This is a genomic window from Orenia sp. (assembly GCF_055140805.1).
In genome coordinates this window covers 1-22500 of sequence record NZ_JBSQYM010000004.1, presented here as the reverse complement: position 1 = coordinate 22500, position 22500 = coordinate 1, and the positions used below count along the sequence as shown (strand labels likewise).

Here is a 22500-nt window from a genome sequence, read left to right as displayed (position 1 = left end):
ATTCCAGAAAACTGAAAAACAGATTCTAAATAATAGAAAAAAGGATTAATTGAAGGATTAACTAAAGAAAAAGCTAGATAAATCAATTTAATCGATATAAATCAGCTAATAATGAGATAAATCATAGTTAAGATATTTAATGCTGTGACGATAATAGTATTAAGTAATCAGGAATAAGTAAAATAGGAATCGGGAACAAGGGGTCGGTAATCAGTAAAAACAGATTCCAGACAACAGATTCCAGATAACAGACTTTAGAAAACAGATTCCATATTCCAGTTAGAGCTAGTATCTTTCAATATTTTAGAGTTTATCTAAGCTATTGATGGTTACTAACTTAAATTAGTAATCGGGAATCGGGATACAGGAGTCGGGAATCGGTAAAATAGGAATCGGGAACAAGGAATCAGGAATCAGTAAAAACAGATTCCAGACAACATATTCCTGATAACAGCACTACAGATTCCAGATAACTGAAAAACACAGATTCCAGAATCCAGATTCCAGACAACAGTTTTCAACACGGATGTTGAAAATCACAAAAACTCAAGGAGGATGATAAATATGAGAATTAATCACAATCTTATGGCATTAAATACTTACAATCAATTAAGTGCCAACAAAGCAAATACAAGTAATTCATTAGAGAAGTTAAGCTCAGGACTTAGAATCAACAAAGCTGGAGATGATGCAGCTGGTCTTGCTATCTCTGAAAAGATGAGAGGGCAAATCAGAGGTTTAGACCAAGCACAAAGAAATGCTCAAGATGGTATCTCTCTAATCCAAACTGCTGAAGGTGCTTTAAATGAAACTCAAAGTATTCTTCAAAGAATGAGAGAACTTTCAGTTCAAGCCTCAAATGATACTAATGTTGACGTCGATAGAGAAGCTATCCAGAATGAGATAGACCAGTTATCTTCAGAGATTGATAGAATTGCTGATACTACTGAATTCAATACTAAGAATTTATTAAATGGAGATATGGCTAAAGTTGAAAGTGGAACTGAGGTAACAAAAACTACTGCAAAAAGCGATGATTATGTACCAAACTTTGCTGTAGGAACAACATGGACCAACCAAGATGGCGAAAAACCTGTTATCAGCGATGGTTCTGGAAATGATAATCAAATTGCATTTGCTGCTAGTACTGTAGATGCCTCAAATCCTTTTTCATGGAATATAGATAGTACTAAAACTAATACTTTAAGTATTGAGCGTTCAGGTAATGATATTTTAGTTGATATAACTGCGACTGATACTGATGGAGATGTATTAAGTATTAATAATGATAAAATGGCATATGATGAAACAAATGGTAAATATGTTTATGATGCAAATGGTGTTACATTTGAAATATCACAAGATGAATTTGACAAAATGAATGATGGAGCAAAATTAGATATAGATTTAACTGAGTATGATGTTGATGGTGGTGGTGATGAAGATCTAACAGCAGCAACTGTAGGTACTGTATCAGATTATTCACAAACTCTAGCTGGAGGAACTAACCTGGGAGAATTCAGTGGAACAGGTATTACTGTTGACTCGACAGATGCTAATTTTATCGATGGTGTTGAGGGAATTAAGATTACAGGAACAACATTAGAACAAGCAGGTGCGGGTAGTCTTAAAGTAGAACTTTTAGATAGTGATGGAAATGCACTTGCAACAGAAGAACTTACGGGAAAAGCAGCATCAGGTGATATTTCTTATGATGCTCATGGTATTAGCTTTGATTATACAGTTAATAATACATCTAATCTAGATCTTGAGATGAATTTTGATACACAAACAACAACAACAACAACAACTACTACTATTGATAATTCAGCAAGCTTCCAAATCGGAGCTAATGAAGGTCAAACTATGGAGGTTAGTATTGATGATATGGGTGCAGAAGCTTTAGGAATTAAAGGAATTGATGTAACTACAAGTGATAATGCACAAAATGCAATTACAACAATTAATAAAGCTGTAGAAAAAGTATCAGCACAAAGGGCTGACTTGGGTGCATTCCAAAACAGATTAGAACACACAATCAATAACTTAAGTACATCTAGTGAAAACTTAACAGCTGCTGAAAGTCGAATCAGAGACGTTGATATGGCGAAAGAAATGATGGAATTCACTAAGAATAATATTCTTTCTCAAGCAGCTCAAAGTATGTTAGCTCAAGCTAACCAACAACCACAAGGAGTACTTCAATTATTAAGATAGTAATTTAGTGATTAGGAGTCAGGGTACAGGAATCAGGAAACTGGAATCTGTATTATTAATTTGATAGAGTGACTTTACAGGGAGTCAGGGAGGGTATCTCTCTGGCTTTCTTTTTATTTTGAGTAGGGGGTTAGGAATCAGGAACAAGGAATCAGGAACAAGGAATCAGGAACAAGGAATCAGGAACAAGGAATTAGGAATCAGGAATCGGTAAAAACAGATTGCTGACAACAGGTCCCAGATTACAGACTCCAGGTAACATATTCCTGATTCCAGAAAAACGGAGGTGAACCAAATGGAGATAAACGGAGTATCCAATACACCAGTTATGAAAAGTCAAGCAAATACGGAAAACACAGCTGCCGTTTCTGAAAAAGCAGTAGAAACTTCCCAAAAGCAAGAAAGCACTCCTGATGAAACAAAAAATAAACTAAATGAAGATGAGTTAATCAAAATGGTAGAGGATGCTAATGAGAAGGTTCAATTTCATAATACTGAGTTGCAGTTCTCTATTCATGAAAAGACTAAAGATGTAGTAGTCAAGGTAATAGATAGTAAGACTGATGAAGTCATCAAAGAGATTCCATCGGAGAAAATGTTGGATATGGTAGCTAATATGTTGGAGATGGCAGGGATTTTGGTGGATGAGAAAGCCTAGTTAGGAATAAGGAGTCGGGAATCAGGAACCAGTAATATAAATTTCTGATTCCAGAAAATAGTATACAGATTCCAGAAAACGGAGGTGGATACAGATGTCAGATATGACAAGAATCACAGGTATGGTCTCAGGTATGGATACCGATGCTTTAGTGGAGAAGTTAGTTAATTTAGAGCAGACCAAGGTCGACAAGGTGGAACAGGAAAGAACCTATACTGAATGGCAGCAGGAAGCTTATCGGGATATGAGTAATACCATTAGAGCTTTTAAGGATGAGTATTTTGATTTTTTAAACTCTGATACTAATATGAGGTCAGCTTCTACTTTTAATAGTAGTAAGGTTAGTTATGGTAGTACTATAGACTCTAACTATGTTGAGATAAGTTCTAATGTAGACACAGTACAGACTAATTACACTATTAGTAATATTACTACAGCTAAAGCAGCTAAGGTTACTAGTGCTAGTAGTATTACTGATGTTATAGGTGATGCCTTGACCACTCCAGTTGATATTACTGCGAGTAATAATAAATTTGCTCTTACGTTGAATGGTATAACTAAAGAGATAACCTTAGATTCTAAGAACTATGATGGTACAACAGATAATACATTATCAGATTTGGCAACAGACATTCAAACTAAAATAGCAGAAGTCTTTGGAGCAGGTAAGGTAACTGTTACAGAAAATTCTGGTCAGATTAAATTTGATGCCTCAACTAATGATTTATCCCTTAGTGAGCCGATAGCTGATAGTGCATTAGCAACTCTAGGTTTTGCTGATGGTGTTAATAAATCTAACAAGATAGATTTAGAAGCTAATCTATCAGATATTGAATCTAACTTTACTATTGATTCTAACCTTGGTGGAACTACTAATGATATTGACTTTGATATCAATGGTCAAAATTTCAAATTTAGTTCTACAGAAACTAGTCTAAATGATATCATCAAAGAGGTTAATGCTTCTGATGCTGGGGTTAAGATGCGATATGATGAGTTAAGTGATCAGATGATAGTAGAGACTGAGGCTACTGGAGCAACTACTAATCTAGAAATTACTGATAATACAGGCAATTTAATGGCGGCATTAGGAATCGATCAGACAGCAACAGGAGAAGACGCTACTTTAACCTATAATGATGGTAGCGGTGACAAAACTGTAACACGACCTAGCAATAATTTTGAAGTAAATGGAGTTAATATTAAGCTCAAAAATGATTATGGTGGAACTATAGATTTTACTGTAGAATCCGATACTGAAGGGTTAGTTGAAGATATTAAAGGGTTTGTAGATAAATACAATGAGATGATCGGTAAGATTAATGATGAGCTAGGAGAGAAGAGATATAGAGATTATCAACCACTAAGTGATGATGAAAAGGAAGCAATGTCCGATAAAGAGGTTGAGATGTGGGAAGAGCGTGCCAAAAGTGGTATTCTAAGAAATGATGATATCTTAGAAAGAATGGTTACTAATATGAGAAGCTCTCTTTATGAGCAAGTAGAAGGAGCAGGACTTCACTTATCAGATTTAGGTATTACTACCAGTACTAACTATCGTGATGGTGGAAAGCTAGTAGTTGATGAAGATAAGCTCACAACAGCTATTGAAGATGATCCTCAAAAAGTAGCTGATCTCTTTACTCAAGATGGAGATACTTATGAGACTAAGGGGTTATCCCATAGACTTTATGATATCATCCAGGATAATATTAGAGTTACTAGAGATAGTAATGGTAGAAAAGGTGCCTTAATAGAGAAAGCAGGAATTGAAGGCGATATTACAGAATTTAGAAATAGCCTAACTGAGAAGATGAACGACTATGATGATAGAATAGATGATTTATTAGATGATATTTCAAGGAAAGAAGATAATTATTATAATATGTTTGCTCAAATGGAAAGCGCTCTACAACGGATGAATGATGAATTCATGCAATTTCAATCACAACTATAGTGCAGTGACGAGTGATCAGTAACGAGTGATAATTTACAAGTATTTATGGACTTGAACTTACAGACACAGACACAGACACTCACACTGACACTCACACTGACACTCACACTGTCACCACTTATCAAAGGAGAATTACAAATGATTGAAAATAAAGTTAACATTTTAATAAATTTGCTGAAAGATAAGCTGCAATTGATTGATCAATATTTCGAATTAACTCAGCAACAGACAAAGATGATCAACAAAGAGAAGGTTGATAAGTTAAATAAATTAATGGATAAAAAATCTCTCATCTTTCAAAAGATAGAAGAATTGGATGAAAAGATAGATAATAATCTAAACTTCATTAAAAATATAAGTTCAGTTAATCAAATTGGGGAACTAAATATACCTAAGAATTTATTTCTAGAATATCAAAATCTAAAAGAAGAACTTGAGAATAAGATAATAAAGACCCATCAGCTAGAAAGAGATAATAAGAGCTTAATGGAGAATAAATTTGCAGAGGTTAAAGCAGAACTAAGACGGGTCAGAACAGGTAAGAAGACAAGGGCAAAATATTATCAAGGAGCAACTCAGACCAGTGGATATTTTGTAGATAAGAAGAATTAGATTACAGGAATCAGGAACCAGTTTTCTGTAATCAGCGATTTAATATAGTATAGATTTATTTTGGCTGATTCCCGATTCCATATTCCTGATAACTACAAACTGAAAGGAAGTGATTATCAATGAATATTAGTGCAGGAATTCAACAGAATTTAGCTAGCTTAAAGCAGGCTATTAACATTTCTAATATGCAAAAAGCAATGAATCAAGATGCACAGAGTGTAGATAATCTAATGAAAAGTATGAAAGATGCTAATAAAGTTTCTCATCCTTACAAAGGAAATAATTTAGATATTAAAGGATAAAAAGGTTTCCTTGGGGTCATAATTGGTTATTTAACTACTGGTTACTGACTCCAGATTCCTGATTCCTAATAACTAAAAGGGGGCATTTAAAATGGCTGCACAAAATCCATATCAAAAGTATCAAAATGTTCAAGTTCAAACTGCTGATCAAGGGAAGCTAATTATTATGCTTTATCAAGGTTGTATTAAATTCTTGAAATTAGCCAAAAAGAGTATTGAAGAAAAAGATATTGAAGGAGCCAATAATAATTTAACTCGTGCACAGGCTATTGTTAATGAATTGAAAGTTACTTTAGATAAAGAGAAAGGTGGACAGATAGCTGAAAATCTTGATAATCTATATGAGTTTATGAGCTATCAACTAATACAAGCAAATATTAAAAAAGATACTACTCAAATTGAAGTGGTTGAAGAATTAATGATTGAATTATTAGATGCTTGGAAACAGATTATAAATAAGCAAAGTAAAAAGAATAATCAGAAAGAAGCAGTTAGTATTCAAGGATAGTGATCAGTAATTAGTGATGAGCGACGGGTGACAAGCAAAGAATGCTCACTGACATAGACACTGACACTGACACATAAAAAAGGCAGGTGAGGAAAAATGAGAATTCCTCAAATTCAAATCAGACAGCAGTATGCTAAGATTAAAATGGATATTAAAGATGCTTCTGTGGAAATTGAACAGTCACAAGCTGATTTAGAAATAAAACAGCCTAGAGGTAAGTTAGAGATTAAGCAAGAGAATGTCAAAGTAGAGATTGATAATTATCCCTTATGGCATGATTTGGGTTTTAAAAATATAGCTGATTTTGCTGCTGATAATGCTAAACGTGGCAAAGAAGAAGTTATGAAAGCAATAGGTAGGTATGTTAGTCAAGGTAATCGTTTTATGAGAATTGAAGATAAAGGAGACCCTATTATAGATACATCAGTAGAGAATGCTACTCCCAAAGAAGGAGAGTTAACTATAAAATATATTAGAGGGCCCAAATTTAATGTTATACCACCTAAATTAGATATTAAATATACACCTCAGAAGCCTATTATTAATTCTAAAATAAATCCACCTCAGTATAAATTTAATCGAGGCGAAGTCAAGGTAAGTATGGCTCAATATAATAACATCGAAATATCTTTAAAAGGTGATCAAGTAGATATTTCAGGATAGAAAGCAATTTCATAATTATAATAATTTAATAAATGGAGGATTTATATGCAAATTTATATTAATGGAGAATTATCTAATAGAGACTATAAAGAATTAGAGAAAGAAGAAATATTAAATGTTATTATAAAAGATTTAGATAATCAGTTTATTGAGACCATACATCTAGATAATGTAGAAGTTAATATAAACTATTTTCAAAATAATAAAATTGATTTAGCTAAGGTTGAAAAGATAGAAATTATTACCAAAAACATTGATGAATTGATTGATGAAACTTTATTAGAAGCGAAAGAATATTTACCTAAGCTTAAGCAGGGGCTTATTGATGTAGCTAACTTGTTCTGTCAAGAAAAGATAGAAGAAGGAAATTATAAATATCAACTCTGCTTGGAAGGGATAGAATGGTATACTTTAGCATTAGATAAAATACTAATTTTAATTGATTATGAGAATTTAAGAAAGCAGGTAGAAGAAAAATTAAGGAATTTAAATAATATAATTAGCAAGTTAATGATTAGCTATCAAAAAAATGATATAGAATCTTTTACTAATATTATTGAGCATAAAGTTATAAATTATATAGACGATTTTATAGATATTAATAATAAGCTGTTAGATATAAAGTAATAATAATTTTCTTTTATACAGGAATATATTAATCAAATTTGAAAATTAGAAGCCGTTAATTTTATATAGATTAGAAATTCTATAAATATATATGATATTGTTATTATACAAAGATTATTAAATTTTCTTGTATTTTAACCTAAAACAATATATAATTAATTCTGTATTTACTTAGGTCTGTGGTTGAAAATCGATGCCAGTCGCAGGCAAAACGATCCACGTAAGGTAGCACAAAACTAATAGCTACTGATCATGGTGCGGCTTAGAGGTAACTAAACCTCCTATGTTCCTAAAGAGTATAGAGAGATAAGTATTCAATTTATCCAAAATCCTTTGAATTGCTGGAAACTCTTAAAGCTAGTTAAACCACAACATAACCATGAAATAAGGGTAAGTGTGATGGTCACGAAAGTAGAAAAAATTAACTAGATGGCATAAGGTTAAATCCTAAGTGCTGTAATAATAGACAATCAGCAGGTAAGCTCCGAAGAGGAGAAACTTCAACGACTATCCCAAAAGGGAGTACACTACAAGCGATTGGTAGTGGAAGTGGAGGACACCTATTAAGAGGTGATGATATAGTCTACGCTTATGTGAAAGCATAAGAAGTTTCTTAGAAAACTGCATATATCTAGCGAATATATGTGAATAAGCATAGAATCTATAATTGAACCTTGAAAACTTAATAGAATCTATAAATAAAATTAGTCTTTTTATCAATAAAAATTACCTCAAAGTGACATGATAAATGCAAAAAGTAAGGTGATAAGAATGATAAAATCGATTAAAATAGTCATTATTAAATTAGTAGTGCTTCTATTATCTTCTTTTGCTAAAATTTCTAACTTAGTTTTCAAACCTTTAGGAATAGTAAGATTAAATATAGTATTCACGTCTGTATTGATAGGCATTAGTATCACGTCCTAGACTTATTATACACATTCAAATAAGTGAAGTGCTGTAAGAGTGGTGCAACTGTGTTATAATGGTTTTGTAAGGAGTGATTTTATGAATGATATAAATGATAATGGAGTATTGTATAGGGTTTGTAATAAATGCAGAAAGAAATATAAATTATCATCAGATAACTTTCATAGAAATAAAACTAAAAGAAATGGGTATGCATTAGAGTGTAAAAAATGTGTTTCTTATAGAAATAAAAAAAGATATTCAAATTTGACAGCAGAAGAAAAAGCAGTAAAAAATCAATACATTAAAGAATTTAGAAAATTGCAAAATGAAAAGGGACTGTGTCAGCATTGCAAAGAACCAAAACTATCTAATTCAGTATACTGTGAAAAACATTATTTAAAATATATTTCAAAAAGATTGTTTGGCACAGTTAGTAAATATAAATTGCTGAAGAATAAGTTAGAAAAGCAAGATTACAAATGTGCTTATACTGGAGATAAGTTAATACTTGGTTTGAATGCAAGTGCAGACCATATCAAACCCTTATCAACACACACTCATTTATATGATGATGTTAATAATATTCAATGGACTACGATTGATGTAAATATTATGAAATTGAATCATTCAGAAGAAGATTTTTTCCAACTTGTAAAAAAGATTTATGAATTTAATGACTTATAAGTTGTATCCGAATGGATTCATCACGAAGAGTTTTTAATAAAACTCGTAGGTAAGCCCTTGGAGAGTTATATCAAACTAGATTAGCTTTATAGCGAAATAGGACTCGTTGAACAGGGAATTAAAATGAAGTTTATGGATTCTATTAAGTTTTTAGTAGGTTTTTATAGATTTTATGCAACGGTGAGTCCTACCTAGATTATTACATAAGGTAATTCTACTAGAGAGAAGGGGTAGTGAATTTGATCTTAATTTGCGAGACTTCCAGTGGGCGAGTGTGGGGTCAAAAACCAGGTCAGCTAAGCAAATACCTATGATAGAGTACTCACAGGAGTGCTCTTTTTTTATATATGACGATATAATTATATTGAAACGTATTCATCAATAAAGGAATTTTAGAGTTGGATTTAGAAATTATAATAGAGAGTTTATACTGTGATTAAAATATTATAGAATATAAAGTAGGAAGGAAGATTAATAAGTGGATGATAATAAGAACATTACATGGCATTCAGGAAAAGTAAGTTATGATGACAGATGTAATAAGCTTGGACAAAATGGTGTAGTAGTTTGGTTTACTGGTCTGTCTGGTGCTGGGAAATCTACAATTGCTGTAGAATTAGAGAAAAAATTAATCAAAAAGGGAAAAATAGTTTACCGTTTAGATGGTGATAATATGAGACATGGCTTAAATTCTGATTTAGGGTTTACAGCTGAAGATAGAGATGAGAATATAAGAAGAATAGCAGAAGTAGCAGCATTATTCAAAGATGCAGGGTTAATTGTATTAGCAGCGTTTATTTCACCTTATGAGAAGATGAGAGAGTTTGCTAAAGAAAAGACAGGAGATAATAGCTTTATCGAAGTATATGTAAAAGCAGATGTTCAAACTTGTGCCAAAAGAGATCCTAAAGGCTTATATGAGAAGGCTATTAAAGGGGAGATAGATAACTTTACAGGGATTTCTGCTCCTTACGAAGCTCCTAAGAATCCAGATTTAGTAGTGGATACTACTAAATTATCAGTTGAAGAAGCTGTAAATAAGGTTATGGAGAAAATATTAAATGACTAGAAAGAAGAAATTATTAAAGACTATTACATGGAGAATAACTGCTACTACTACAACTTTAATAATTGTATATTTATTGAGTGGTGAATTTAAGGTGGCTACTTCTGTAGCTTTATTTGAAGTTATCACTAAAATGGTTATCTATTATCTTCATGAGACAATATGGGATAGATTGAATGTTGATGAAAATAGAGAAGAAGGGAGTTAGATTATGAAAAAGATAGATTTACATATACATACAACAGCCTCCGATGGTTCTTTTACTCCTAGTGAAGTGGTAGAAGAAGCTAAGAAAAGGGGTTTATCAGTAATAGCAATTACTGATCATGATACAGTATCTGGACTAGATGAAGCTATAATAAAAGGGGAAGAGTTGGAAATAGAAGTAATTGCCGGAATTGAATTAACTACTTATTATAGAGAGTATAGAATTGATATTTTGGGTTATAATATTGATTTTAAAAATAGAGAGTTACTAAAAATTATAAATAATCTACAAAATTCACGAGAAGTAAGAGCTAAACAGATTTTAGATAAGTTATCTGATTTGGATATAGAGCTAGATTTTAATAGGTTAAAAGAGATTGCTGGTGATACCGGAGTAGGAAGGCCTCATATAGCTAGGCTGATGTTACAGGAAGGGCATATTGATAGTATACAAGAAGCTTTTGATAAATATCTAGAAGATGGTGGGGTTGCTTATGTACCTAAGTATCAGTTAAAACCAGCAGATGCTATTGAATTGATTAAAGGTGCAGGCGGAATTCCTATATTAGCTCACCCAGGTATGATCAATAATGACGAGATTGTTAGAGAATTAATCGAGAATGAGAAGTTAGAGGGTTTAGAAGCTTATTACTCTAAACACAGCCAGAAAGAAACAGAATATTATTTAAAACTAGCTAAAGATAATGATTTAATTATTACAGGTGGTTCTGACTGTCATGGTCCAGCAATTGCTGACAAATTCTTATTAGGCACTGTTGATGTCCCATATGAACTATTAGAAGAATTACAGAAATGATAATTTAAAGTTAATTTATCAAAAATTTAAAATGGATTTTAGTGTGTTTGAGTCTGTGTCTAAAATCTTCTATTGTTATTAATTGAAACTAGGGAGGAATTATAATGTTAATTGAGGCTCATGGGGGTAAGTTGGTTAATAGGATAGTAGAAGGGGTAAAAAAAGAAGAGCTTTTAAAAAAGGCTGAAACTATGCCTAAGATTAAATTAAGCATACGTGATTTAACAGAAATTGAAAATATAGCGAGTGGACTTTATAGTCCTTTAGAAGGATTTATGGTTGAAGCTGATTATAATAGTGTTATAGAAAAGATGTATTTAACTAATGGATTACCATGGACGATACCAGTTGTTCTTGGAGTAAGTAGAGAGAAAGCTGATGAGTTAGAAGTTGGTACAGATGTGGCCTTAGCAGATAATAAGGGAACTATATATGCTGTGCTACATTTAGAAGATAAATATACATATAACAAAGAGCGGGAAGCAGAATTGGTATATAAAACAGTAGAGGATAAGCATCCAGGTGTAGTGAAAGTTTATGAACGTGGTGAGGTCTTATTAGGTGGTAAAATTTCATTATTAAGAAGAATTGAGCATAAGCTATTTAATGAGTATAGGTTGGATCCAAAGGATGTTAGAGAGCTAATTAAAGAGAAGGGGTGGAATCGGGTAGTAGGATTTCAAACTAGAAACCCAATACACAGAGCCCATGAATATATTCAAAAGTGTGCTTTAGAAATTTGTGATGGATTACTATTAACTCCTTTAGTCGGGAAAACTAAAAGTAGTGATATTCCAGTAGAATATAGAATAAAAAGCTATGAAGTAGTGATGGATAAGATTTATCCAAATGATAGAACTGCTTTAGCAGTTTTTCCAGCAGCAATGAGATATGCTGGACCAAAAGAGGCAGTATTTCACGCATTATGTCGTAAGAATTATGGTTGTACACACTTTATTGTTGGTCGTGATCATGCAGGTGTTGGAGATTATTATGGAACTTATGAAGCTCAAGAAATGTTTGATAACTTTAAGACCGAAGAGATAGGTATAGAGCCTTTAAGATTCGAACATTCTTTTTATTGTAAAGAGTGTGAATCCATGGCTACAGCAAAGACCTGTCCTCATGATAAAGACGAACATATATTCTTAAGTGGTACTAAGGTAAGAAAATTATTAAGAGAAGGAAAGAGACCACCCAAAGAGATGACTAGACCCGAAGTAGCTAATGTATTAATTAAAGGAATAGCAGATAGTAAATAAGAATATTTAAGCAGAAAAGAGAATTAGTAGATTCTTGAGCTAATTCTTTTTTTATTCTTTTAACAAAAATATCATTGAGTTACTGCTGAATAAAAGCTATTTTTCAATTCAAGTATAAAATAATAATTCTAAACAAATAATAATCGAAGTAAGAGAGTAAATTTCAAATAATAAGCTATTGTAATAATTGTAACAGGAGGTCTACACTATGATGTATCTAGCAGTCATATTAGGTGTTTCTTTAATAGCAGTTTTATTTATAATTTTTAAAAGTTAAATTTTCAAACTATAAAGGAGATTACTTATTAAAGTTAGAATTAATATAAAAAAGGGTGGTACTATGTTTACAGAATTTGATTTGAAGACCGATAATCATTCAGAATTAATTGATATGACTGATAAGATTCAAGAGATTGTCACAGGATCTAAAGTTGAAAATGGAATATGTTTAATCTTTATTCCCCACACTACAGCAGGGGTTACTATTAATGAGAATGCTGACCCAACAGTTAAAGATGATATCTTATACAAACTAAAGGATTTAATTCCATGGGAAGATAATTATCAGCATTTAGAAGGAAATTCAGCAGCCCACCTTAAAGCTAGTCTCTTTGGTAATTCAGAACAGATAATTATTAATGATGGCAGACTATTGTTAGGTACTTGGCAGGGGATTTATTTTGCTGAGTTTGATGGACCAAGACAAAGAAGAGTACAGGTTAAAATAATAAATTGACAATGTACAATTGACAATTTAGAATTAAAGGTAACCATTATACATTGTACATTTTAAATTGTAAATTAATCTTTTATTGAGGAGGAGAGAAGAATGTTAGTAGATTACCATACTCATTTATTAGGTCATGAGGATAGAGAAGGAACTGTGGAGGATATTAGAGAGTTTTTAGAAGCAGCAGTTTCTAAGGATGTCAAAGAGATTGGTTTTACAGACCATAACCGCTATTATGAGCAGTTTGATTTTGATTTAATTGAAGAGGTAGCTCAAGAGTTTCCTAAATTAAAGGTTAGAAAAGGGATTGAGATGGATTACACTCCTGGTAAAGAGAAGGAGATCAAAGAATTTTTAGAGCAATTTGATCTAGATTATGCAATAGGCTCAATTCATTTTTTGGGTAATTGGATGTTTGACCATCCCGATTATACCGATGAATATGATAATTGGGATATAGATGAGTTATATAAGAGATACTTTGAAAGGGTAGCAGGTGCTGCTAAATCTGGCTTATTCCAGCTGTTAGGTCATTTAGATTTAATCAAGGTCTTTAATTTTAGACCTAAAACTGATGTAGTAGAATTAGTTACCCCTACTTTAGAAGTAATAGCCCAAGAGGATATTACAATTGAGATAAATACCAATGGGATGAATAAGCCTGCTAAGGAGTTTTATCCAAGTAGAGAGATATTAGAGAAGGCTTATGAATTGGGAATTAAGGTAACTATGAGTTCTGATGCTCATAGAGCTGATAGAGTGGGAGAGAATTTAGCTGAGGTCAGAGAGATCTTATTAGATATTGGTTATACTGAGATTGCTACCTTTGAAGATAAGAAGAGAATAATGGTTGAACTATAGAGACTTTGAGAGGCACTCTAATTTAAGGGTGTCTTTTCGATTCTATACTAAAAACTTTATAACCATTTCTGAAAACGTTTACAAAAAATCTTGACATAATGGTAGAACAGGGATATTATTATAATATAAGATTATAATATAGGACTATGGGGAAGTGGAATTTTAATGAAGATTAAAGATATAGCTAAGTTAGCTGGAGTTTCTATAGCTACAGTGTCTAGAGTAGTAAATGATAAACCGGGAGTAAGGGATGAAGTTAGAGAGAAGGTTAAAGAGGTTATTAAAGAACATGAATATAAACCTAACTTAATTGCCCGAGGATTATCAAGCAAGAAATCTAATATTATAGGTTTATTACTTCCTAAATTTACTGCATATTATACAGAACAAGTAGACGCTATTATTAATTATTGTAACCAAAAGGGATATAGAGTCATGATTACAAGCTCTGTAGGCAGATTTGAAGGAGAGCTAGAGAATCTAAATATGCTCTATAAGAGTCAAGTAGAAGGTATACTTTACTTTGTAGGAAAGATGACAGAAGAGAAGAAAGAGAATATTGAGAAGATAAATAAAGAGATTCCTATAGTATTATTAGACCAAGCTATTGAAGAGTTGAGTATTCCTGCTGTGTTGCCTGATAACTATGGTGGTGCAGTAAAAGCAATGAACTATCTTGTGAATTTGGGACATGAGAAGATAGCTTTTATAAAAGCTCCTTATTATGATTTAGAAGGTGAGAAGAGATATCGGGCTTATCAGGATATAATGAAAAGAAATGACTTTGAGATAAAAGAGTGTTATATACAAGGAAGTGATTATTCAATTGAATCAGGGTATAAGGCTATGGAGAATATTTTAAGCAAATCTGATCAGCTTCCAACTGCTGTGTTAGCCTCTAATGATGGAACTGCTATTGGGGCGATAAATTACTTGAAAGAAAAGGGGATAGAAGTACCTGAAGATATTTCTGTAATGGGGATTGATGATATAGAGATAGCAAAGCATTTTATACCTAAGCTGACTACAGTAAAACAGGACTTATACTATGTAGGTGATGAAGCCATTAAGTTATTATTTGAATATATTGATAATAAAGATTTAAAGGCTAAGAAGCTCATAGTTGAGCAGGAGTTAGTAATTAGAGATAGTGTAAAGGAGATTAGGTAATTATGTTTTAGAATAATAGAAGATAGGGGTTAAACGTTTGCTTTAAATTGCTTATTAATTAAAAGAGAGGAGGGATTAGATATAGAGTTTTTTTAGTTTTGGTTGTAAACGTTTACAGGGTTGCTTTAAGATGAAATGTTAATAAATTTATAGGAAATAGATGTAGAATGTTATCGATTAATTAATATCAAATTAGAATTTGAGGTGAAATTATGAATTTAGAAGGGATTTATCATAGAGTAAACTCCAATTATGCTTATCTTGTAGAAGAAGATAGGGTTTTGCTCAAATTAAGAACTAAAAGGGATGATTTAAATAGTGTAAAAGTCTTTCATTGTGATAAGTATAGAAAGATAAATAGTTGTGAGGATTTAAAAATTGTAGAGATGACCAAGAAATATAGTGATCAGTTATTTGATTATTATGAAGTCATTATAGAGTTTAGAGGAATAAGTTTAGCCTATTATTTTGAACTAGTGGGTAAAGAAGATAGTTTATTCTATGGAAGAAATGGCTTTTATGGAGAGCTGATAGAAGAGGAAGCAGATATGTTTATTATGGCTAACTTCTCTAAGGATAATCTCTTTACAATTCCAGCTTGGCACAAAAAAGCAATTGTCTATCAAATTTTTCCCGATAGGTTCAATAGAGGTAGCAATTTTGTGTTAGAAGATAAATATACAGAAGACTGGAATGGAGAGGTGAATTATAGAACATTTTTAGGAGGAAACCTCAAGGGAATAACTGAAAAGCTGGATTACTTAGAAGATCTAGGTATAAATACAATCTATTTAACTCCTATATTTAAATCCGATAGTACTCATAGATATGATACCGATGATTATTATCAGATAGATCCTGGCTTAGGAACAAAGCAAGAGTTTAAAGAGCTGGTAGATAAGGCTCATCAAAGGAAGATTAAGATTATCTTAGATGCAGTATTTAACCACTGTGGATTAAACTTTTTTGCCTTTGATGATCTGGTGAAGAAGGGTGAAGAATCAAAATATAAGGATTGGTTTGAGGTAGACTCCTATCCAGTTACTAAAGAAAGAAAAAGAAAGCCTAATTATAAGACCTTTGGCTATTACTATCACATGCCTAAATTAATCTTATCAAATCAAGAAACGGCTGAATATTTTCTAGAGGTAGCTCGATATTGGACTAAAGAGTTTAACATAGATGGCTGGCGCTTAGATGTTGCCGATGAAATTTCTCCTGAATTTTGGAGAGAGTTTAGAAGAACTTTAAAGAGGATCAATCCTGATATATTGATTTCAGGAGAGGTTTGGTATGACTCTGATTTTTGGCTAAAGGGAGATCAGTTTGATACTGTAATGAACTATCCTTTCTTAGAGGTTGTTGAAGATTTCTTTGCTAAAGAAGTTATAAATGTTGATAAATTTAGTAATAGGTTAGCAAAGGTTAGAAGTTTATATAAGAAGCAGGCTCATGAAAACCTGTGGAATTTAATAGATAGTCATGATGTCTCGAGGTTTTTATATAAATGTGAAAATAACCTAGCAAGCTTTAAATTAGCTGTTTTATTTCAGTTAACCTATGTAGGTGTTCCAGTTATTTACTATGGTGATGAATATGGAATGGCTGGTGGAGTTGATGGCTTAGAGAAGAGAGAGGCAATGAGTTGGGAGGAAGGTAAGCAGAACCAAGAGCTGTTCCAATATTACAAAAGATTAATAAGAATAAGAAGAGAGAATCAAGAGCTTATAGCTGGAGAGTATAGTGAAGTATTAAAGGATAGAGAGACTAATCTATATGGATATAAGAGAAGTTATTATGGTCAAGAGATGCTTATCTATCTAAATAATTCTAATCAAAATACTATCTTAGAGCTAGCAGGTAGCTATAGAGAGTTATTAACAGACCGAATTTTAGAAGGTAAAATTACAATAGAAGCTAAAGAAGGAGTTGTTTTAAAGCCACTCTTTTAAATAAACATTAAGGAGATGATAGTGATGAGCAAGAAAGATTTATTACTTCAAAGGTTAGATCAGATTGGAGAATCCCTTAAAAATACAGGTGAAGCCTTAGCGTTATTAGGTCTTGGTTCTGTAGGAAAAGAGTTAGGTAGGTTAGATGAGTATTCAGATTTAGATTTTTTTGTGATAGCTAAAGAGGGGTTTAAGACGAGATTTATTGAGAAGCTAGATTGGCTTACTTCTATCTCACCAGTAATATATTATTTTCAGAATACTGATGACGGTTATAAGTTATTATATGAAGATGGAGTTTATTGTGAGTTTGCCATATTTGAAGAGAAAGAATTATTAGAGGTTGATTTTGCTGAAGGGAGAATTGTCTGGAAAGAGGATGGATTTGATGAAAGTATCTGCTCTCCTAAGGATAAATCTATAAGATGGAAGCCAAAATCTAAGCAATGGGCTATTGGGGAGGCTTTGACCTGCCTTTATGTAGGATTAACTAGATTTGCTAGAGGAGAAAAATTATCAGGAACTAGATTTATACAGAATTATGCATTAGATAATCTTTTGTCCCTTTCTAATCTGATTGAAGATGAAGTAGATTACTACAAGGACAAATATCAGAATGAACGTAGATATGAAAAGCGTTATCCTAAGACTGCTAGGCAATTGTCTGAGATGATACAAGGCTATGACAAATCTCCTCAGTCAGCTATAAAGATTGTTGAGTTTATAGATCAGAACTTTGAAATCAATCAAGCTATGAAGAAAGTGATTATTGATTTAGCAAATGAATTGAAAGATGGAGAGTAGTTATAGATTTATTAAACTGTAAGCTGTATGTTTAAGCTTAGGTTGAAATATGGATATGAGGTTATAGAAGGAGATTGGGACGTTTTAGGAATATGGAATATGTTATCAGGAATCTGTAAAACATACTGATTCCAGGTTCTTGATTCCTGACACGAAAGTATCGCTTTATCCCCATTAATCTCCATTTCCGATTCAGGATCTATATTAAGATTAGAATATTTATAGATAAGGAGATGAGATTTATGAAAAAGTTACTAGTAGTTGGAGGAGCATCTTATGATTGGGTTATCTATATGGGGGAATTTCCTAAAGTAGGGACTCATTATAGTAAAGGTTTTCATGAAACTGCTGGGTCTACGGGTGTCGGTAAGGCTATGAATTTTGGAAAGCTAGGCTTTGATACAACTTTCCATGCCATGATAGGTGATGACCTTTATGGTGAGAAGATAAAGGAATGTTTTAAAGGTGAGAATATAGACTTTATCTATGATATAGACCCTAAAGGTACTGAACGGCATACGAATATTATAGATGATAATGGCAACAGAATCAGTATCTATGTGGCCTATGCAACCTTTGAACCAGAGGTAGATTATACACGATTAGAAGAGAAGGTAAAAGCTAGTGATTATCTTGTCTTAAATATTATCAATTATACTAGAGAGTTAATAGCTGTAGCTAACAAATACAATAAAGCTATCTGGTGTGATATCCATGATTATGATGGGGAGAATGAATATCATCAAGGTTTTATTGAAGCTGCTAATTACTTATTTATGAGTTCTGAAAGCTTGCCAAATTATAAAGAGTTTATGGAAAGGATGATAGGTGAAGGTAAGAAGTTAGTAATCTGTACCCATGGTAAAGATGGAGCAACTGCATTGACTGAAGATGGTGAATGGATAGAGGTTCCAATCATTGATGACTACGAGATGGTTGATAGTAATGGAGCAGGAGATAGTTTCTTTGCTGGATTTTTATATGGATTTTCAAAGGGATATTCTATAGAAAAATCTCTAAGAATAGGAACGATTGTAGCTGGCTTATGTATCACCTCTTATGAATTGGCTTATGAACAATTAAATGAAGTATTAATAGAAGAGGAGTATAGCAAGTATTATAGGGGATAAAATATATTACTATTTTATGGAGGGATAAAATGATAGGGGAACAAATCAAAATAGAAGGTCAAGAATTTATGATTGATAAGCTATTAGGAAAGGGGAAATCAGGATATTCATATTTAATTACAAATGGGCAAAAGAATTTAGTATTAAAAAAGATACATCATGAGCCTTGTTCTTACTATAATTTTGAAGGAAGCAAACTTAAATGCGAATTAAATGCTTATCATGTGTTAAAAGAGTTTATTAGAGTTCCAAGATTGATAGATTATAATCATGAAGAAGAATACTTAATTAAGGAGTATATTGATGGACCAACAGCTGCAGAGCTAATTGCTAATAGTTCATTAGAGGAATACAATGTTATGGAGATTTTTAATATCTCTAAACTACTAAAGGAAGAAGGAATTAATATAGATTATTTTCCTACTAATTTTGTGATTAAAGATGATAAGTTGATTTATGTTGATTATGAATTTAATGATTATATGGAAGAATGGGATCTTATTAATTGGGGAGCTTATTATTGGGCTAATTCAGAAGGTATGAAAGAATATTTAGATACTGGAAACATAGCTAAATTAAATCAAGATGTTAATTTAGGAATTCCAAAGAAAAAAGAGTTTGAAGAACAAGTAGCTAAATGGATAAAAAGGTATAATATATAATTTATACAATTTGGTTTTCACCAAACCCATAAAAGCCCTAATGTTTTATTAGAACAGTAGATTAACTTAAATTAATTAATGGAGGTAGATACCTATGATTAAGATGATAAATAATAAAAAAATTATTTTATTATCTATACTTATATTAAGCTTAGGTTTATTTGTAGGATGTAATGGTAAAGATGATAGCAAGGATATGGTAGCAGAGGTAATAGAGAATGTGATGGTAAATGTTAAAGTTCCCAACGATAATTCTATAGAAAAGATTACGGTATCTCTTAAAAATATAAATATAGACGAATATATACCTTCCAAAACTGAAACAGTGGCTGATATTGATGAGAATGGAGTTCTATCCTTTCCATTTTCAGATTTAAATGGAACTGAGTATAATGTAATTGCTAAGGCAGAAGACTTAAATGGAAAAGATCTTTATATTGCCTCAGCTACTATTACCGATGCAGAAGTAAATAATGTAGAAATAAATGCAGATAAGTTTTCGAAGATAGAGAAGAGAACTGATATAAATAATCTAAGGATTTATGAAATAATGGTAGAAGCCTTTCAAGATGGAGAGCCAGAGGGTTATGGGACTGGCTATGGACCAAGCCATCATAATGGTGATTTGAGAGGTATAATCAATTCTTTAGAGTATATCAAAGGACTTGGCGTTAATGCTATTTGGATGACTCCAATATTTGAGTCAAAGACTGGACTAGTTAAAGGACAAGCAACAGGTTATTTTCCTGATGATTATTATAATGTAGACCCTAAATTTGGTACAAATGAGGACTTAAGAGAGCTAGTAGAGAAAGCTCATAAGTTAGGCTTATATGTATTCTTAGATGGAGTATTTGGACATCATGGAGCAGACCCTATAGATGGTGTAGTTGATTATGATACACAATGGTATGGAAATAAGGTCAAATATCCAGATAGTTTAGAATACTTTAAAGATGTAGCTACTTATTGGATTGAGGAGTATGAAATTGATGGTTGGAGGTTAGATCAAGCCTTCCAAATGAACCAAGATGGAACTAATTACTTATATGATATCAGAAAAGCAGTAGAAAAAGTTTGTGCAGAAAGAAAAGACCGTGGAGAAGAATGGGGAACACTAGGTTATTTAGTAGGTGAGATATGGGATGGATCTGGAAGAGAGATAAATAGTATCGGTTATAGTCAAAATGGATTAAAATCACTCTTTGATTTCCCACTAAGATATGCTTTAGTACAAGTATTAGCTTCACAAGAGCATACAGAACAGGGTGGTGCTTATAGTCAGCCAACTTCAGTATTTAATAGGGGTATCCTTATGATGCCCAACCAAATCTGATGTTAACTACCCATGACGTAGTTCGTTTTGGTGATTTGATTCAAAGAGCACCTCATTTAGGTTATGGTAAGGAGCATCCTGATTATTGGAAACGTCATAAAGCAGCTTTCAGTTTTATGGCATCATATACAGGACCAATCACTATTTACTATGGTGATGAGATTGGTAGAGAGGTAGAAGGGTTTATCAATGAACAGGATATGGTTGATGGAGTAAAAATTTATGATGACCATGCTGCTAGAGATGCAGGTAAGGTCTCTGGTTTCACTGATCAAGAAGAGGATTTAAAAGATTATGTAAGTAGTCTGATGAAGATTAGAAATGATAATCCAGCATTATGGAATGGAGAGAGAAGAAATTTGGTAGCATCTGGGACTAAATATGCTGATCTTAAAATTGATCCAGATACAGGTGATAAGATACTCTATGTATTAAATACTGGAACAGATGCAACTACAATCTCAATATCTAATGTTGGTGGAACTAAGCTAATAGATTTATTTACAGGTGAAGAGGTAGCTGGTTTAGCTAGCTATGATATCTCTGTAGATGGACTAACAGGACGTTTTTTTAGTATTAGATAATTAATTTTTTTAAGCATAACAGTTAGATTAATCTAACTGTTATGCTTTTTTATAGGAAAGGCTCAGAAACCCCCTTATGCTTGTCTTAGGGGATGAATGAGCCTTTTAATTTTAAGGTTCGATACCTTGAAATTAAATGTTCTTTTGATTTTGGATATACTTTTGGATAGTTTCAGAAGATACACTTCCAGCTGTCCCGACATAATATCCTCTACTCCACAAACCCTACGAGTTTTTAAGTATAAAAACTCTTCGTACAAATTCAGTCACTACCCAAAAACTTAGCTTTCTTCAAATTAGGGAAAGTTTTAAATATATGATTAGCAGATATACTTTTTAATTTTCTAACTATATCTACTGGTGCAACAGTTGGTGGAGCAGAAATAAATAGATGTGCGTGGTCTGTCATTATTTCTTGTTCAATAAGTTCATATCCATAATTGCTACAAACCTTTTTAAAGCAACTTAACAATTCGGATTCTAGCTTATCTTTAAAGATAGTGTGTCTATACTTAGGACAAAAGATAATGTGATAATTAATATTGTATTTGCTATGCTTAGTTGTCTTTGTATTTGTCAAGGATATATTCCATACCTTCCTCTAGTAAGTCATTAGCATTTTTGTCTAATTTAATAGCTAATACCTTAATCTTTTTGTATAGTTTTTCTTCTAATGTAGTATTAATATTTTTTCTAGCCATATTAAGCACCTCCTAAAATAATTATATCACATAGTTGACTATGTGTCAATGTTATGTTATAATAAACACATAGATAAC

The 22500-nt window shown here is 32.2% G+C and carries 23 protein-coding genes and 1 pseudogene; 22 read left to right on the top strand and 2 right to left on the bottom strand.

Annotated features, from left to right (window positions below; genetic code table 11):
• Positions 1–564 precede the first annotated feature (564 nt).
• From ACTCDL_RS00840 to ACTCDL_RS00735, 22 genes are all read left to right on the top strand, one after another.
• A complete protein-coding gene (locus tag ACTCDL_RS00840; protein ID WP_463173324.1) occupies positions 565–2217 on the top strand; it encodes a flagellin N-terminal helical domain-containing protein in 1653 nt (550 codons plus the stop codon).
• Between the two features lie 295 nt (positions 2218–2512).
• The gene (locus tag ACTCDL_RS00835) at positions 2513–2875 is read left to right on the top strand and encodes a flagellar protein FlaG (protein WP_463173323.1); all 363 of its coding nucleotides are present in this window, start codon (positions 2513–2515) and stop codon (positions 2873–2875) included.
• Positions 2876–2969: 94 nt separating this feature from the next.
• Positions 2970–4832 carry a flagellar filament capping protein FliD gene (gene fliD, locus ACTCDL_RS00830; RefSeq protein ID WP_463173322.1) on the top strand — a complete coding sequence of 621 codons (1863 nt, stop codon included), beginning with the start codon at positions 2970–2972 and terminating at the stop codon, positions 4830–4832.
• Positions 4833–4970: 138 nt separating this feature from the next.
• Entirely contained in the window at positions 4971–5444 is a 474-nt protein-coding gene (gene flgN, locus ACTCDL_RS00825) for a flagellar export chaperone FlgN (protein ID WP_463173321.1), read from the top strand.
• Between the two features lie 119 nt (positions 5445–5563).
• Positions 5564–5746, top strand: coding sequence for a putative motility protein (locus tag ACTCDL_RS00820; protein WP_463173320.1), 183 nt, complete (start codon positions 5564–5566; stop codon positions 5744–5746).
• Positions 5747–5837: 91 nt separating this feature from the next.
• Positions 5838–6254: a flagellar export chaperone FliS gene (fliS, locus tag ACTCDL_RS00815; RefSeq protein ID WP_463173319.1), complete on the top strand. Its 417-nt coding sequence runs from the start codon at positions 5838–5840 to the stop codon at positions 6252–6254.
• A 96-nt stretch (positions 6255–6350) separates the two neighbouring features.
• A complete protein-coding gene (locus tag ACTCDL_RS00810; RefSeq protein WP_463173318.1) occupies positions 6351–6917 on the top strand; it encodes a DUF6470 family protein in 567 nt (188 codons plus the stop codon).
• A 45-nt stretch (positions 6918–6962) separates the two neighbouring features.
• Entirely contained in the window at positions 6963–7544 is a 582-nt protein-coding gene (locus ACTCDL_RS00805; RefSeq protein WP_463173317.1) for a hypothetical protein, read from the top strand.
• Positions 7545–8552: 1008 nt separating this feature from the next.
• Entirely contained in the window at positions 8553–9140 is a 588-nt protein-coding gene (locus ACTCDL_RS00800; protein ID WP_463173316.1) for a hypothetical protein, read from the top strand.
• Positions 9141–9618: 478 nt separating this feature from the next.
• Positions 9619–10209: an adenylyl-sulfate kinase gene (gene cysC, locus ACTCDL_RS00795; RefSeq protein WP_463173315.1), complete on the top strand. Its 591-nt coding sequence runs from the start codon at positions 9619–9621 to the stop codon at positions 10207–10209.
• The gene (locus ACTCDL_RS00790) at positions 10202–10414 is read left to right on the top strand and encodes a DUF2061 domain-containing protein (protein ID WP_463173314.1); all 213 of its coding nucleotides are present in this window, start codon (positions 10202–10204) and stop codon (positions 10412–10414) included. The genes cysC and ACTCDL_RS00790 overlap by 8 nt, the downstream gene beginning before the upstream one ends.
• 3 nt (positions 10415–10417) lie before the next feature.
• A complete protein-coding gene (locus tag ACTCDL_RS00785) occupies positions 10418–11230 on the top strand; it encodes a PHP domain-containing protein (protein ID WP_463173313.1) in 813 nt (270 codons plus the stop codon).
• A gap of 104 nt (positions 11231–11334) precedes the next feature.
• Positions 11335–12492 carry a sulfate adenylyltransferase gene (gene sat / locus ACTCDL_RS00780; RefSeq protein ID WP_463173312.1) on the top strand — a complete coding sequence of 386 codons (1158 nt, stop codon included), beginning with the start codon at positions 11335–11337 and terminating at the stop codon, positions 12490–12492.
• 340 nt (positions 12493–12832) lie between these two features.
• Positions 12833–13228 (top strand): secondary thiamine-phosphate synthase enzyme YjbQ, encoded by a 396-nt coding sequence (locus ACTCDL_RS00775; RefSeq protein ID WP_463173311.1) that lies wholly within the window; start codon positions 12833–12835, stop codon positions 13226–13228.
• A 93-nt stretch (positions 13229–13321) separates the two neighbouring features.
• Entirely contained in the window at positions 13322–14083 is a 762-nt protein-coding gene (locus ACTCDL_RS00770; protein WP_463173310.1) for a histidinol-phosphatase HisJ family protein, read from the top strand.
• A 165-nt stretch (positions 14084–14248) separates the two neighbouring features.
• Complete coding sequence (locus tag ACTCDL_RS00765; RefSeq protein ID WP_463173309.1) at positions 14249–15253, top strand: LacI family DNA-binding transcriptional regulator; 1005 nt, start codon at positions 14249–14251, stop codon at positions 15251–15253.
• Between the two features lie 212 nt (positions 15254–15465).
• Positions 15466–17205, top strand: a complete 1740-nt coding sequence (locus ACTCDL_RS00760; protein WP_463173308.1) for a glycoside hydrolase family 13 protein — start codon at positions 15466–15468, stop codon at positions 17203–17205.
• Between the two features lie 24 nt (positions 17206–17229).
• The gene (locus tag ACTCDL_RS00755; protein WP_463173307.1) at positions 17230–18009 is read left to right on the top strand and encodes a hypothetical protein; all 780 of its coding nucleotides are present in this window, start codon (positions 17230–17232) and stop codon (positions 18007–18009) included.
• 242 nt (positions 18010–18251) lie between these two features.
• On the top strand, positions 18252–19139 hold the full coding sequence (locus ACTCDL_RS00750) for a carbohydrate kinase family protein (RefSeq protein ID WP_463173306.1): 888 nt from the start codon (positions 18252–18254) through the stop codon (positions 19137–19139).
• A gap of 29 nt (positions 19140–19168) precedes the next feature.
• Positions 19169–19801 carry a BUD32 family EKC/KEOPS complex subunit gene (locus ACTCDL_RS00745; protein WP_463173305.1) on the top strand — a complete coding sequence of 211 codons (633 nt, stop codon included), beginning with the start codon at positions 19169–19171 and terminating at the stop codon, positions 19799–19801.
• A gap of 94 nt (positions 19802–19895) precedes the next feature.
• On the top strand, positions 19896–21137 hold the full coding sequence (locus ACTCDL_RS00740; protein WP_463173304.1) for an alpha-amylase family glycosyl hydrolase: 1242 nt from the start codon (positions 19896–19898) through the stop codon (positions 21135–21137).
• The gene (locus ACTCDL_RS00735) at positions 21137–21721 is read left to right on the top strand and encodes a hypothetical protein (RefSeq protein ID WP_463173303.1); all 585 of its coding nucleotides are present in this window, start codon (positions 21137–21139) and stop codon (positions 21719–21721) included. The genes ACTCDL_RS00740 and ACTCDL_RS00735 overlap by 1 nt, the downstream gene beginning before the upstream one ends.
• 132 nt (positions 21722–21853) lie before the next feature.
• Here ACTCDL_RS00735 and tnpA read toward each other — a convergent pair.
• Both tnpA and ACTCDL_RS00725 read right to left on the bottom strand, forming a co-directional pair.
• Positions 21854–22301 (bottom strand): annotated as a pseudogene (tnpA, locus tag ACTCDL_RS00730) (IS200/IS605 family transposase).
• Positions 22279–22422: a hypothetical protein gene (locus ACTCDL_RS00725; protein ID WP_463173302.1), complete on the bottom strand. Its 144-nt coding sequence runs from the start codon at positions 22420–22422 to the stop codon at positions 22279–22281. Before ACTCDL_RS00725 ends, tnpA begins: the two are co-directional and overlap by 23 nt.
• Positions 22423–22500: the final 78 nt, after the last annotated feature.

What these genes read in the sequence shown, in the direction of transcription:
- ACTCDL_RS00790 (WP_463173314.1), top strand. Translation starts at nt 10,202, where the DNA reads ATGACTAGAAAGAAGAAATTATTAAAGACTATTACATGGAGAATAACT.
- sat (WP_463173312.1), top strand. Translation starts at nt 11,335, where the DNA reads ATGTTAATTGAGGCTCATGGGGGTAAGTTGGTTAATAGGATAGTAGAA.
- fliD (WP_463173322.1), top strand. Translation starts at nt 2,970, where the DNA reads ATGTCAGATATGACAAGAATCACAGGTATGGTCTCAGGTATGGATACC.
- ACTCDL_RS00840 (WP_463173324.1), top strand. Translation starts at nt 565, where the DNA reads ATGAGAATTAATCACAATCTTATGGCATTAAATACTTACAATCAATTA.
- ACTCDL_RS00740 (WP_463173304.1), top strand. Translation starts at nt 19,896, where the DNA reads ATGATTAAGATGATAAATAATAAAAAAATTATTTTATTATCTATACTT.
- ACTCDL_RS00750 (WP_463173306.1), top strand. Translation starts at nt 18,252, where the DNA reads ATGAAAAAGTTACTAGTAGTTGGAGGAGCATCTTATGATTGGGTTATC.
- ACTCDL_RS00805 (WP_463173317.1), top strand. Translation starts at nt 6,963, where the DNA reads ATGCAAATTTATATTAATGGAGAATTATCTAATAGAGACTATAAAGAA.
- ACTCDL_RS00810 (WP_463173318.1), top strand. Translation starts at nt 6,351, where the DNA reads ATGAGAATTCCTCAAATTCAAATCAGACAGCAGTATGCTAAGATTAAA.
- ACTCDL_RS00800 (WP_463173316.1), top strand. Translation starts at nt 8,553, where the DNA reads ATGAATGATATAAATGATAATGGAGTATTGTATAGGGTTTGTAATAAA.
- ACTCDL_RS00775 (WP_463173311.1), top strand. Translation starts at nt 12,833, where the DNA reads ATGTTTACAGAATTTGATTTGAAGACCGATAATCATTCAGAATTAATT.
- ACTCDL_RS00820 (WP_463173320.1), top strand. Translation starts at nt 5,564, where the DNA reads ATGAATATTAGTGCAGGAATTCAACAGAATTTAGCTAGCTTAAAGCAG.
- fliS (WP_463173319.1), top strand. Translation starts at nt 5,838, where the DNA reads ATGGCTGCACAAAATCCATATCAAAAGTATCAAAATGTTCAAGTTCAA.
- ACTCDL_RS00765 (WP_463173309.1), top strand. Translation starts at nt 14,249, where the DNA reads ATGAAGATTAAAGATATAGCTAAGTTAGCTGGAGTTTCTATAGCTACA.
- ACTCDL_RS00745 (WP_463173305.1), top strand. Translation starts at nt 19,169, where the DNA reads ATGATAGGGGAACAAATCAAAATAGAAGGTCAAGAATTTATGATTGAT.
- ACTCDL_RS00735 (WP_463173303.1), top strand. Translation starts at nt 21,137, where the DNA reads ATGTTAACTACCCATGACGTAGTTCGTTTTGGTGATTTGATTCAAAGA.
- ACTCDL_RS00770 (WP_463173310.1), top strand. Translation starts at nt 13,322, where the DNA reads ATGTTAGTAGATTACCATACTCATTTATTAGGTCATGAGGATAGAGAA.
- ACTCDL_RS00760 (WP_463173308.1), top strand. Translation starts at nt 15,466, where the DNA reads ATGAATTTAGAAGGGATTTATCATAGAGTAAACTCCAATTATGCTTAT.
- ACTCDL_RS00785 (WP_463173313.1), top strand. Translation starts at nt 10,418, where the DNA reads ATGAAAAAGATAGATTTACATATACATACAACAGCCTCCGATGGTTCT.
- flgN (WP_463173321.1), top strand. Translation starts at nt 4,971, where the DNA reads ATGATTGAAAATAAAGTTAACATTTTAATAAATTTGCTGAAAGATAAG.
- ACTCDL_RS00755 (WP_463173307.1), top strand. Translation starts at nt 17,230, where the DNA reads ATGAGCAAGAAAGATTTATTACTTCAAAGGTTAGATCAGATTGGAGAA.
- ACTCDL_RS00835 (WP_463173323.1), top strand. Translation starts at nt 2,513, where the DNA reads ATGGAGATAAACGGAGTATCCAATACACCAGTTATGAAAAGTCAAGCA.
- ACTCDL_RS00725 (WP_463173302.1), bottom strand. Translation starts at nt 22,422, where the DNA reads ATGGCTAGAAAAAATATTAATACTACATTAGAAGAAAAACTATACAAA.